14 protein-coding genes are annotated in these 12761 nt (G+C 55.5%); 9 read left to right on the top strand and 5 right to left on the bottom strand.

The window, feature by feature from the left end:
* Positions 1-236 precede the first annotated feature (236 nt).
* The 3 genes from KQI10_RS02065 to KQI10_RS02055 all read right to left on the bottom strand — a co-directional run bounded on the left by KQI10_RS02065 (position 237) and on the right by KQI10_RS02055 (position 3798).
* Positions 237-1538, bottom strand: coding sequence for a PLP-dependent aminotransferase family protein (locus tag KQI10_RS02065; RefSeq protein WP_216565744.1), 1302 nt, complete (start codon positions 1536-1538; stop codon positions 237-239).
* A 174-nt stretch (positions 1539-1712) separates the two neighbouring features.
* Complete coding sequence (locus KQI10_RS02060) at positions 1713-3098, bottom strand: hypothetical protein (protein ID WP_216565743.1); 1386 nt, start codon at positions 3096-3098, stop codon at positions 1713-1715.
* 1 nt (position 3099) lies between these two features.
* Positions 3100-3798, bottom strand: a complete 699-nt coding sequence (locus tag KQI10_RS02055) for a serine/threonine-protein kinase (RefSeq protein ID WP_216565742.1) — start codon at positions 3796-3798, stop codon at positions 3100-3102.
* 104 nt (positions 3799-3902) lie between these two features.
* Between KQI10_RS02055 and KQI10_RS02050 the strand changes: the two genes are divergently transcribed.
* From KQI10_RS02050 to KQI10_RS02010, 9 genes are all read left to right on the top strand, one after another.
* Positions 3903-4322, top strand: coding sequence for a helix-turn-helix transcriptional regulator (locus tag KQI10_RS02050; protein ID WP_216565741.1), 420 nt, complete (start codon positions 3903-3905; stop codon positions 4320-4322).
* Between the two features lie 149 nt (positions 4323-4471).
* On the top strand, positions 4472-5389 hold the full coding sequence (locus tag KQI10_RS02045; RefSeq protein ID WP_216565740.1) for a helix-turn-helix domain-containing protein: 918 nt from the start codon (positions 4472-4474) through the stop codon (positions 5387-5389).
* A gap of 554 nt (positions 5390-5943) precedes the next feature.
* Positions 5944-7224: a radical SAM protein gene (locus tag KQI10_RS02040; protein ID WP_216565739.1), complete on the top strand. Its 1281-nt coding sequence runs from the start codon at positions 5944-5946 to the stop codon at positions 7222-7224.
* Positions 7209-8834 (top strand): ABC transporter ATP-binding protein, encoded by a 1626-nt coding sequence (locus KQI10_RS02035; protein ID WP_216565738.1) that lies wholly within the window; start codon positions 7209-7211, stop codon positions 8832-8834. Before KQI10_RS02040 ends, KQI10_RS02035 begins: the two co-directional genes overlap by 16 nt.
* 316 nt (positions 8835-9150) lie before the next feature.
* Positions 9151-10272, top strand: coding sequence for a collagen-like protein (locus tag KQI10_RS02030; protein WP_216565737.1), 1122 nt, complete (start codon positions 9151-9153; stop codon positions 10270-10272).
* Positions 10272-10985, top strand: coding sequence for a hypothetical protein (locus tag KQI10_RS02025; protein WP_216565736.1), 714 nt, complete (start codon positions 10272-10274; stop codon positions 10983-10985). Before KQI10_RS02030 ends, KQI10_RS02025 begins: the two co-directional genes overlap by 1 nt.
* 11 nt (positions 10986-10996) lie before the next feature.
* A complete protein-coding gene (locus KQI10_RS02020) occupies positions 10997-11311 on the top strand; it encodes a hypothetical protein (RefSeq protein ID WP_216565735.1) in 315 nt (104 codons plus the stop codon).
* Between the two features lie 41 nt (positions 11312-11352).
* Entirely contained in the window at positions 11353-11517 is a 165-nt protein-coding gene (locus tag KQI10_RS02015; protein WP_216565734.1) for a hypothetical protein, read from the top strand.
* Positions 11514-12080: a peptidoglycan-binding protein gene (locus KQI10_RS02010; protein WP_216565733.1), complete on the top strand. Its 567-nt coding sequence runs from the start codon at positions 11514-11516 to the stop codon at positions 12078-12080. The genes KQI10_RS02015 and KQI10_RS02010 overlap by 4 nt, the downstream gene beginning before the upstream one ends.
* 47 nt (positions 12081-12127) lie before the next feature.
* On the opposite strand, the gene KQI10_RS02005 is transcribed toward KQI10_RS02010, so the two are convergent.
* Positions 12128-12448, bottom strand: coding sequence for a rhodanese-like domain-containing protein (locus KQI10_RS02005; RefSeq protein ID WP_216565732.1), 321 nt, complete (start codon positions 12446-12448; stop codon positions 12128-12130).
* A 166-nt stretch (positions 12449-12614) separates the two neighbouring features.
* A partial coding sequence (locus KQI10_RS02000) for an alpha/beta-type small acid-soluble spore protein (protein ID WP_216565745.1) occupies positions 12615-12761 on the bottom strand: 147 nt, incomplete at its 5' end.

The raw sequence follows: 12761 nt of genomic DNA, 5'->3' as shown, positions 1-12761 counted from the left end.
CGGTCAGCGCCCCCTTGAGGCTGCTTCTTATCGATTTTCTTGCAGAAGCAAGAAAACCGCCGCCGGAGGCACCCAGCCTATGGGCGGACAGGGGTGTCGTTAGAAACCTGAAAAACGAAACCTTAGCATTAAAAGACTGCAGCGGGAAAGTCTATTCCGCACTAATCTATAAACAGTTCCCTAAAAAAACGTCAAGGGCCGCTGCGGTTTGCAGCGGCCCTTGTGCCATTTTGGGATTATTGCGCGGCGGCGTCCATATCCGCCAGATACTTCTTGACGCTGACCAGCTTGACTACGCAGGTGAAGACCTTCATAGCCAGCGCCAGGTCGTCATTGGAGGGGAAGGAGGGGGCAATGCGGATATTGCTGTCGTGGGGATCCTTGCCGTAGGGGTAGGTAGCGCCGGCGCCGGTCAGCACCAGACCGGCCTTCTTGCACCGGGAGACAATTTCTCTGGCGCAGCCGTCCAGAGAATCAAAGGAGACAAAGTAGCCGCCCTTGGGATTGGTCCAGCTGCCGATGCCCAGGTCGCCCAGTTCCGCTTCCAGAGTATTGCGGACGATCTCAAACTTGGGCCGCAGGATCTCGGCGTGCTTGCGCATATGCTCCACCATGCCGTGGATGTCGCCGAAGAAGCGGACGTGGCGCAGCTGGTTCACCTTGTCGTGGCCGATGGTCTGGACCTTCATCTGGGCCCGGATGTCCACAAGGTTATTTTGGGAAGCGGCCAGGGCGGAGATGCCGGAGCCGGGGAAGCTGATCTTGGAGGTGGAGGCGAACTTGTAAGCCAGGTCGGGATTTCCGGCCCGCTTGCACTCCGCCAGAATCTCAATCAGGTGGTCCTGGTCGTGGTCGTACAGGTGGTGGATGGTGTAGGCGTTGTCCCAGTAGATGCGGAAGTCCACGGCGGCGGGCTTCAGACGGGCAAACCGGCGGACGGTCTCATCGGAATAGGAAATGCCCTGGGGGTTGGAGTACTTGGGTACGCACCAGATGCCCTTGATGGAGGCGTCGGAAGAAACCAGTTCCTCCACCATGTCCATATCCGGGCCGGTGGACAGCATGGGGATGTTGATCATCTCAATGCCGAAATACTGGGTAATGGCAAAGTGCCGGTCGTAGCCGGGGACAGGGCAGAGAAATTTCACCTTGTCCAGCTTGCACCAGGGGGTAGAGCCCATAACGCCGCTGATCATGGAGCGGGCCACGGTATCGTACATGACGTTCAGGCTGGAGTTTCCGTAGATGATGACTTGGTCGGGGCGGACCTCCATCATGTCGGCCATCAGCTCCTTGCATTCTTCGATGCCGTCCAGCACGCCGTAGTTCCGGCAGTCGGTGCCGTCTTCGCAGGTCAGGTCGCTGTCGCTGTTCAGAACGTCCATCATGCCCATGGAGAGATCCAGCTGGGCCTGGCTGGGCTTGCCTCGCGCCATATTCAGGGAGAGCTTCCGCTTCTGATAGTCGTTGTATTCCGCCTTCAGGCTGTCCTTCAGCTCCAGCAGCTCCTGACGGGTCAATTCGGAATAGGGTTTCATAGCTACCTCCGGAATTTGTTGTTTTGCAAGAATTATTTCACATTCTTGCATGGTTCCTATATCATACACCGTTTTAAGGAAAATTTCAATGGGCACTATCCACAGATTCCGACTGAAAAGAGAAAGAATTATGCACAGCCGGAAAGGCTGTGCATATCTTGCGGCTTTTGCGCGTTATTCGGTCTGGGTGCTTCCGTCCGGGAAGAACCAGATGTGGCGGCTTCGGGAGCCGTTTGCGGCGTAGGCGGAAAGCTCCGTGCCGGCGCCGGAGGCATTCAGGGTAAGACGCGCACTGCCCTCCGGCGCGTGGATCTCGGCCTGCTCAACGCCTGCGTCCCGGAGAAACCGGTAGGACTGTTTCCCGCCGGGATAGTAGAGCATCTCGGTATACTGGCCGTCCTCCGTCAGAGCAAAGCGGGCGGCCCTTGTGCCGTCGGCGTACCAGTAGTCGTCCATCATCACGCCGTTGGCATAGACCCAGAGATGGCGGGCCCAGACGCCGTTTTCAAAATCGTGGTAGAGCACGTATTCCTGGTCTCCGTTGGTGTGGAGCACCCGCTGGCCCCGCTTTTCCCCGTTGACGATGTAGAAGCGGGCATCCTGAACATTTTCCAGGTGGTTCGACTGCATCCGGACCGGGCCGGAATCCTGTATCTTCAGCGCATCCGCCACGGCAGCCAGAGCGTCCTCGGAATAGTCGTAGGGAAGCGCTTCCAGCTCTGCCAGAGCGCCTTCCTCAAAGGAACAGCTTTGGACGGGGAGCGGAATTTCACCGGGGAATCCGAATCCCATTTCGGCTTCTTTCTCCGGGAAATCCAGAGCGAGTCTGGAATTTACGGCGTCCAGATCCTCCCGGGGCAGTTCGTCCCGGATCTCGGAGTCCATCCAGATTTGTAAAAGATCATCCTCCAGAAAGCTGCGGTAGGCATTCAGCAGCAGATGGTGGTACTGCTCCCGGTCGGCCACGGTCCGTTGATAGGCCCGAATCCGGTCATAGTCCAGCTGGGTGGAATTCAGAATCTCGCCGGTGTCCATATCCAGAAGCACGTTCAGGTGACTGTCATATTCATCCTCCAGAAGGAAATTTCCCTCCAGCCGGAGCAGCAGGCCGTGGAAGGTGCTCCGTTTGCCGTCCCAGTTGCCTGAACGGTATTCGATGGCATTGGTGAGCTGGGGCGTGTGGGTTTCCAGATCTGGGGTGGCCAGGGCCTCCTCAATGGCATTCAGAGCCAGCTCCTGCAGCTGCGTCAGAGATTCCTCAGGGAGGGTGGTTTCCGGGATGGGAACGGTTTGCGCAGCAGTGGAGACAGTGGCCTCCGGCAGAGCGGTGGGCTGGCCGGTGGGCAGCGAATCTGACGGAGCTGCCTGGCTGCGAAGAATGGGCACGCAGGCAATCGCGAGAAGCGCCGCCGCGGCAGCGGCCCACAGGGGCCACCGGATCCGTCGGCGCCGCCGGGGCGGCAAAAACAGCCGCTTTTGCCCCTGACTTCTGGCGCAGCAATGGCAGAAGAAAGCCCCCTCCGGCAAGGGGGCGCCACAATAAAGACATTTGTGTTCCATATTACAGCGCCTCCATCAGGGACAGGACATCCTGGTAGCGGTTGTCCGGGCTCATCATGGTGCACTTGCGGATCACCCGGCCCAGATGGCCCTTTGCGGGGACCTCCGAGGGGTGGCGGCCGGTGCACAGGATATTCAGCAGGATGCCCATGGCGTAAATGTCCGTCCGGCGGTCCGACTGGGCGATGCCGTACTGCTCCGGGGCGGCGTAGCCCGTGGTGCCCAGCACCAGTGTGTCGGTGGTGTTCTGTTCTTTGACAAGTCTGGAGGCGTCAAAGTCGATGAGCACCGCCTGGTTCCCCCGAAGGATCACGTTTTCGGGCTTCACGTCCCGGTGAACGGCCCCAAGGGCGTGCAGCGCCCACAGTCCCGCGCAGATCTGCCTGCCGAGCCGCCGGGCCTCCTTCTGGGAGAAGACGTCGGCCTTCAGCAGTGCCGCCAGGGTATCGCCCTGAATGTACTCCTCCAGCACCGCCACGTTTCCGTCTTTCTCACCCACCTCCAGAATTTCCGGCAGGTGGGGGCTGGTGATCTCCAGAAGCTTCCGGTAAACCTCAGCGTTGCCCTGATAAGTTCTGAATATGAAACGTTTCCCGGTCTCCTTGTGGCGCAGCAGCCGGACGCTGCCCCGGGGGCCGGATTTGAGTTCTTTTACGACCTCATAATGTTCCTCTACGGAAGAAAGCAGGAAATCATACATAATTTTCTCTTTTCCTATGCAGCCAGCATATTGATTTTTGTTGTGTACGGTCTTATTATATAAGAAGTTCACATCTTTGTAAAGATTGTAAAGGCGGAGTAATTATGAAAAATACAGACGATCTCCGGCAGGAGCTAATGGAGTCTCCGGATCTGGACCAGTTTCTGACGGACAACCAGGAGGATTTTGACGGTGGCAGGATCGGCGAAATGCTGAACGCGCTGTTTCAGAAGCATCGAATTTCCAAGGCGGCGCTGGCCAGGCTCTCCGGCATGAGCGAGGTGTACCTGCACCAGGTCTTCGCGGGGCGCCGGAACCCCTCCCGCAGCCGTCTGCTGTGCCTTTGCTTCGGCCTGGACGCCACGGTGGAGGAGACCCAGCTGCTTCTGAAGCACTGCGGCCACGCCCAGCTCTACCCCAAAAACCGCCGGGACGCCATTATTCTCTACGGCCTGGCAAACAACATGGATCTGTTCGACGTCAACGACAAGCTCTTCCGTGAAAACGAGGAAACACTGTACTAAGCAGCAGCCCGCCCCCCTTGATGTTGGGGGCGGGCTTGTGTTATAATGTGCGCGAAAAAGGATACCGCCGATAGGCGGTTCATATCCTCAGGATACCGGAAAAGAGACAATTCAGCCGTTGGCCTGGGGAAACTGTATGGAGGGTAGATATGGCTGTATTTCAATTGGGCACGGTTATCAAGAATCGTCGGGAAGAACTGGGGATCACGCAGGAGGATCTGGCAGATGGGATCTGTTCTGTGCCTACGCTTTCCCGCATCGAAAACGGGGAGCGGATGCCAACGAAGGATCACTTTGAAATGTTCATGCAGCGGCTCGGCTATTCCGCAATGTCGCTGGATTTTTTTACGGACAAACAGGACTTTCAGACTTACGAATTAAAGTTTAAGGTACGTCAGGAGTTTGTTTCAGGCAATTACGCACTTGCAGGTAAATATATGAGAGTGCTTGAAAGCGCACTGGAGAATCCCACAAAAATCGACAGACAATTTATCCTGCTGCACGATGCCCTGATTAATAAGTCAAAATACACGAATGGGGAGCGATTAGAGCAATTGGAAGCAGCCATTCAACTGACCTGCCCGAAGTTCAAAAGCGGCGTCATTCCAAGGGTTCTCTCCTATGATGAAATAATTCTGCTGAACAACATTGCCATATGTCACAATGCGCGGGGAGATACCGCACAGGCAATTGAGATACTCACGGCACTGAAAGAGTATTTTGACCATCATGTCATTAGTGTGGAAGAGGCACTGCGTACACAGCCAATGATCCTGTACAATCTCTCGAAATATTTGGGACTGAGCGGACGCTATGATGAATGTATTGAAATTTGCGATTTGGGTATTCGTATTGCGCGGACAACTGGACGTTGCCCGCTTCTCGGAGAGACACTTTTTAACCGAGCTTGGGCATTGCTGCAGAGAAATCGGACAGAGGACAGGGAGGTTGCAAAGAGGGCACTCAAAGATGCAATATATTTCTCGTGCGCAATAGACAATCAGAAGATATTAAAGACTATGCAGGATTTTTACGAAGAGAGCTTTGGCGAGTCGATATCAGTATAGCTCTTCTTTTTCTGCCAAAACACACATTGTTATTTTGCTTTCATTGCTGTCATCGAAGGACTGAGCCGTTGAGTTAAAGAACATTCCAGCTGCAATGAAGAGTGAGAGGATGAGGAAGAATATTTTCCTAAACATAGTAAGGGTACTCCTTGTTTCGTATCTGTCAAAATACTAAAGGAGCACCCCACAAAAGGCCATGTTGTGAGCGGAAAAGAAAATTTTCCGATTACGGCATGGCCTTTTCTGTCTTGCGCGGTACAATATGCTTAGTTTCCTATGCAATCGGGAAACAGTAAACAGATAGAGAATACTGAACGTTTTTATTCTGTAAGTATGCATATAGATATGTCTGCTGCAAAGCTGCATGAATCTATTTGTATAAAATTCTGGGAAAGGAGCATTGCGATGAAGATTTTGGTTGAAGCCAGCAAGATTGTGCACATGAGCAGAGGCTGTGCGCATGGTCACGATTCCAAGCACGACATGGATCCATTCGGCTAAAAACAAAGGGGGCCTTAGCAGTAAGGCCCCTTTATAAAGTGGAGATGAACAAAATGATTCCTACACACACGGATACGAAATACTTCAGTAATTATATTGATATAGTTGCATATGAAGGAGAATATGCCGTTTATAATAAAATTAATGGCGCATTAGTGCTTCTAGAGCCGGGTTGTGTTTATCTGGACGACGAAAAGAGGTGGGAATGCGTAACAAAAGATGAGAAAATACTGCAATATTTGGAAGGAAATTTGTTTTTTACAAATGAAGAGGATATCCAGAGGCAAATTGTTCTTGCAAATATTCCACAGAAGGACTATAATGACGTCAGGCTCGTTATCAGTCTGACAGAGATCTGTAATTGTGCATGCGCATATTGCTATCAGCTTGATTGGAATCATGGGGATGCGCTATCCACTGACAAGTACAAAGAATGGATACTGGACTATATTTCTGATATTGTCAGGAATGCGGATGCGAATGCACACATCACAATCAAATATTTTGGCGGAGAACCTTTACTCAAAGCTGATTTCATGTTCGAACTGAATCGGGAAATTAAGGAGATCATTGATCGTGAAAATAAGCACATGACAGTGACCTACGAAATCGATTCAAACTGCACGCTGCTGACGAGAGAATTTTTACTGGGCTTTGATAATCTGAGCGTAGCTACAACGCTGTCGTTGCCAGAGGACCATGACACACTAAGGTCAAAAACCTTCCGGAGGGTGCTGCGGAATCTGCAAAATGTAGCAGACCTTTTTGAATTGCCACAATATCGGCTCAATATAGAATACAACGCACACCATGGAAACATAGCGGATTTCCCCGAATTTCTCAGACTGCTTAAGAGCCTGAAAATCAAATGCAGTGTCTTTGTTGTCAATATCGTCAATTATAAGGGCACGAATTTTGTCAACCAGCTTGATGATGAAGCGTTTGAGAAGATTTATTGTAAATCGATTATTCCCGCTCTGGTTGAGAATGGTTTCCCGGTTGATATTCTCCCGCGTTACGGGATCAAGCGAGCCTGTGATGGAATGAATACCCTAAATCGGAAGTTTTACACGAACGGTACCCAAACGCTGTGCTCGTTTTTTCCCAAAAAACAGGAAAAAGAAATGAGTGATTATCCAGAGCGAATCAAAGCGCGTACATACCTGAATCCTTTGCCTGAAAAGTGTATAAAGTGCTTTGATTTTCCCTATTGCGGGGGAGAACGCCCCTGTATAAAATGTAACGGAAGTTATGCGCTGCGCGGCGCAATGCAGGATCGGATAAAACTATATCTTGATCTGCAAAGAGAGGAGAACCTATGTACCGATACCTGATCCGAAAGAACCCGAAAATACTGCTGTATCTTATAACGTCCCCTTTGCGGGCCATCAGCTCTGTGGCGTGTGCCTGGGCTTTGGCGGCGGCGATCGATTACGCGAACGGCGGACAGATCGGTCAGATCGGGAAGTATATTCTGGTTTTCAGCGTGTATATTCTGGCCGATCTGCTGATTGACGCGGCGGATCAGGCGGTCCGGCTGAAGGTTGCCGAGCAGACCATGACAGCGCTGAAGGCGGATATTTACCACAAGCTCTCCCACATGTACTGCGACAAGTTCTTTTCCCACAATACCGCGGACTACTTATCCAACATGACGACAGACGCGGAAACGCTTCGGAGCAATTATTTCGCGGTTATTCTGGACATTTACGCGGATTTTCTGCGCTGCGGCGTGGCCATTGCCGTGTTGATCTGGGTGAGCCCCATACTCGGGCTGTTTGTGTTGGCTACATCCCTGGTGCAGACACTGGTTCCCATTTTGTATGCCAAAAAGCTGGAAAAAGCAGGCGAGAATCATTCGAACGCGCAGGAACGGCATATGACGGCCTTAAAGGAGAATCTTTCGGCTTTCCTGACGGCGAAAGCCTTTCATATTGAGGATAAACTCGAACAGAATTATAGGCGCGCGCTGGAAAACGCAGAGGACCGCAGATTCAGAGTTCGTTTCCTGAAGGAATGGAGCAGTTCCCTGTCCTATGTCTTCAATCAGATTGCCCATTTGGGTGTTTTCCTGATGGGCGCGATTCTGGTTATTCACGGAACGATCACGGTGGCAGATATCGTGGCCGCCTCAGAACTCATTGTCTACATCAGCTATCCCATATTGTGGCTGAACGGGGAGTTGGCGGAGCTGCGCACGGCGAATGTCGCCATCAAGAAGCTGAACGCAATCCTGACGGCGCCGGAAGACAACGGCGGTCCGGAAGCACTGCCGCGGCCTGAGGGGGAAATGGTTCTACGGGATCTGCGGTTCGCCTATGGCGAACGGGAGATCCTGTGCGGCATCGACTACGATTTTGAGCGGGGCAGGAAATACCTGATCGTTGGCTCCAGCGGCTCCGGGAAATCCACGCTTCTGAATCTTTTGGCCGGGCTGCGGCAGGATTACACCGGCTCCATTGCGCTGGCCGGGGTCGAGCTTCGCCAAATCAGCCGAAAGAGCCTGACCGAAAGCCTGTGCGCCATCAATCAGGATCCGTTTCTGTTCGACGACACGCTGTATAACAATGTGTGCCTTTATGAGCAGATCGATGAAGCGGAGGTCCTGAACGCACTGCGCCGTGTGGGCCTGCAGGGCCTGCTGGAAACGCTGCCCGAGGGGATCCATACACACCTTGGGGAAAACGCCTCCACCATGTCCGGCGGCGAACGGCAGCGGGTGGCCATCGCCAGAGCGCTGGTGCGGAAGACGCCCATTCTGCTGCTGGACGAGAGCACATCCCACCTGGACCCGCAGACGGCATCCGAAATCGAGCGGCTGGTGCTGGAGCTTGAAGGAGTGACCGTTCTTCTGGTATCCCACAACGCAACGAATTCGGCCAGGACGGGCTTTGACGCGGTGCTGGAACTGAAGGACGGTAAGCTGCGGCAGGCAGAAATGTAAAAATCTTTTGTGTGTATGAGGCTGCTGTAAAATAGTGTTTTCTGTAGGGGCGGCAACCTGCCGCCCGCTATCTCACGGAATTGTGCGCTTTATTCTAGCGTTCTGTTCCGAAAGGCAGCGGGCGGCTGGTAGCCGCCCCTACAAGTTTTCTATTTTGCAACAGTCCCATTTTTGCAGAAGAACGGAATTTCACCAAATTTGACAAAATGGGAATGGTAGGATATGATACCTACAGGGTTGAAAATAATTAACCCGCCCGGGTGAACTCCTGCTGCGTTCCCCCGGGCGGGCAGCCCGGAAAGGGAGGAATGAAAACGTGCCGGAAATGCATATCGCGGTGCGGGAAAAGCGGGCCTGTCAGACGGACAGGACGGTCTATGTCTGCGGGAGCGGAGACTATACGGCTGTGTTTGATTTTGATGAGGAGTGGCTGGGGACGGACTTGAAAACCGCCCGCTTCCAGACGGAGAACACCTATCAGGATGTGCTGTTTCGGGGAAACAGCTGCCCGGTGCCCGTGATTTCCTATGCCAGAAAGCTGGAAATCGGCGTTTTCGCGGGGAACCTGCGGACGACCACCTGCGCCCGGGTCGCCCTGCGGGAGGGGATCCGCAGCGCATGGGGACCTCCGGAGGAGCCGGGGCCCAATCTGTGCGATCAGATTCTGGAGGCGCTGGAGGATACGGGCCTGGATCTGGAACGGACCGCGGAGGGCGTGACCCTGACCGTCCGCTTCCGCGGCGGCGAGAAAAAGGCCCATCTGCGGATGCGCGAAGTTTATGTAGGCGGCGGCGACATGCCGGAGGGCTACTGGGTGCAGGTGGATCCCACAGGGGCCCGGCCCGTCCTGCGGGTCCGGGGGGCGGACGGCAATCTGATCCCGATCCCCTCCATTCAGGGCCCCAAGGGGGACAAGGGCGAGAAAGGGGAGAAGGGCGACCCAGGCCCTCAGGGCCCCAGGGGCGACCTGGGGAAAGACGTGGTCCGGGGCGTCAACGGGGTATCCCCGGACACCGCGGGAACGGTTACCCTGACGGCGGCGGACATTGGTGCATTGCCCGGCTCCGGCGGAACCATGACGGGAGCCATCGACATGGGCGGCAGCGGGCTGGAAAATCTGAAAGCGCCGGTGCGTGACAACGATGCCGCGACAAAAGCCTATACGGACGGAAAGCGGAAGGTATTTACGGCGGTGCTTGGCACCGGCTGGTCCGGTGCCGGACCCTATACCCAGACCGCGGCGGTCAGCGGTATTCTGGAATCGGATATGCCCCATGTGGCCCCGGCATATGATGAGGACGGGAAAACAGCCGCGGCCCAGCGGGACGCCTGGGGCTGCGTAGGTATGGCATCGGCTGTGGACGGCGGCATCCGATTCACATGCTTTGAGGCCATGCCGGGAGCGGCGGTGCCCTTGCAGATTGAGGTGATGCGGTAATGGGCCAGTGCTTTTTGTATGGAAACGGCGGCAGCGCCGGGTGGCGGGTGGCCGTGGGACTGACGGAACCGGGGGCGCCCCGGGAGAATATGCTGTGGGTGAAGTCGGACCGTGCCGGAGGAAAATATGTCTTCGCGGAGACGGAACCGGAAAACCCCTCGGAAGGGCTGATCTGGTTCCGGGTGTCATCCATGGGCATCATCACCCGGACGGATGTGTATGCGGACGGTGCCTGGGCAGCGGCGGACGCCTATATGTATCTGACGGGCAGCTGGGTGCGGATCGCCGCGGCATTGGTCTATCTGATCCGGGGCGGCGACCAATGCGCCAACGTCACAGGCGGGTGGAAGGGCGTTCGGTACTACTGGAGCGCTTCCCTTCCCGGCGGCGTACCCAGTGTGACGTGGGCGGAGGATGGGGTGTCCGTCACGGCGTCCGGTACGGCGGCGGGCAGCCTGCTTGTCACGGAGAAGCCAATCGATGTGACTCAATACGGTACGCTTTTGATCGAATGCGAAAGCGCCAGCGATCAGGTCATGTGCCAGCTGAGCACGGACACAGGGGACCTGTTCAAGGCAGGTCAGGCGGCTTCCGTATCCCTGACGGCGGGGACCGCCAGCCTGGATCTGAGCGCGTTGTCCGGACAGTACTATGTGGGAATACAGCCCCGTGCCCAGAAAAAGGCGAAGATCAGGCAAATTTTGCTGAAATAAGGAGGCGTGGCGTGAGAATTTATCTGGACGAAGGCTTCCGCTGCCATGTGTCCCCGGGAGTGGGCCTGACGGCGGCGGAGACGGACCTCTTTGAGGGGAAGGCTCCGGAAGCTGTGGCGGGGTATCGGTATATCCCGGCAGGCAAGCGCTGGGTCCGGGGGGACGGGCGTGTGTTTTCGGGGGAAATGGCCGCTCCGTGGAAGCCCTGGGCGGAGCTGGACGCCGTGCAGAGGGCCTATGAGCGGACCCGGAACGAGGAACTGACCGCCGCCATGGCGGAAATGGTGGAGGAGGTCTACCGGCGGGACATGGCGGAAATGGAATAATTGCCCCGAGGCGAGCGACTTTTATGTTTGGGAGGAAGAACATGTATAAAACTATGAAGATTCTGATCGGAAAGAAGTATTATAAGGACGCTGAGACAGCCCGGAAGAAGCTGGATGTATTCTTCGCGGTGAACCGTCTGAACGAGGAAGAGTATACGGAGCTGACAGCTCTGACCGAAGATCTCTACGGCGGGGAGACGGTATGACCGTTGCCCAGATCCAGCTGCTGCTGACGTATCTCGGGTATGCGCCGGGCGCGGCGGACGGCATCGCGGGTAAAATGACCCGGGCGGCTGTCCGGGCTTTCCAAAAGGCCGCGGGTATTGGGGTCGACGGCATTGCGGGAGCGGAGACCCAAAAGGCGCTGAAGGAGGCCGTCTGCCGGGACCGGTTCCGGGCACAGGAGGAAAGCAAAGGGGATTTCTGGAAGAATATCCGCTATTTTTCCAGGAACGAACCCTACATCGCCTGCCCCTGCGGGGCCTGCGGCGGTTTCCCGGCAGAACCGACGGAAAGGCTCATGCGTCTGGCGGACCGGATCCGAGAGCGGGCCGGTGAACCCATGATCCCCAGCAGCACAGTCCGCTGCCCGACCCACAACGCCGCCGTGGGCGGCGTGGCCAACTCCCGGCATCTGACCGGCCGTGCCATGGACTTCTCCATCCGGGGCTGGCCCGCGGAAAAGACCCTGGCGTTGGTGCGGCAGCAGAAGGAAGTGCGCTACGCCTACGCTATTGACGGGACCCATGTGCATATGGATGTGCTGTGATCCATGGACCCGTTTCGCCCCGGCCCTTTTGGGGGCCGGGGCTTGTTTCACAGGAGACCGTACTCCATGCCGTAGGGCCAGCCGTTCAGACCGCCCAGGTCGTACAGGTGTGTATAGCCCAGATCAAACAACTGGGCGGCGGCCAGCGCGGACCGGCGGCCGGTGCGGCAGTAAATGAGAATTCTTGCGTTCTTGTCCGGAAGAATTTCCGGCAGATCAGCATCCTCAATATCGTCCAGCGGCAGCAGCTTTGCGCCCGCCGCGTGCTCCACGGCGTATTCATCCTCCGTCCGCACATCCAGCAGCACGCTGCCGGGGTAAGTATCCAGAATATGCTTCCCTTCCGCAAAGGAGATTGCCTGTATCATGCTTTTTTGCTCCATTTCCGACATTTTCGGATATCATACCACACTGCTCCTCAAAATGCAAGAAACCGGGAAGACAAAACGCTTCCCGGTTTCCCCGCTTTCGGCGTATGCAATTTTGTCGGATAATGAAGAGCATTACCGCTTCAAAACTGCCGCCTGAGACCTTTTACTGCATGCCGCTTTCGTAGGCCTCGATCATCTTCTTGACCATCTGGCCGCCCACAGAGCCGGCCTCGCGGGAGGTGAGGTCGCCGTTGTAGCCCTGCTTCAGGTTGACGCCCATTTCCTGAGCGGCCTGCATCTTGAACTTGTC

This window comes from Pseudoflavonifractor sp. MSJ-30, assembly GCF_018918045.1.
GTDB lineage: Bacteria > Bacillota > Clostridia > Oscillospirales > Oscillospiraceae > Faecousia.
Note: the sequence above shows the minus strand (reverse complement) of the source record. Positions and strands in the feature narration are given on the sequence as shown.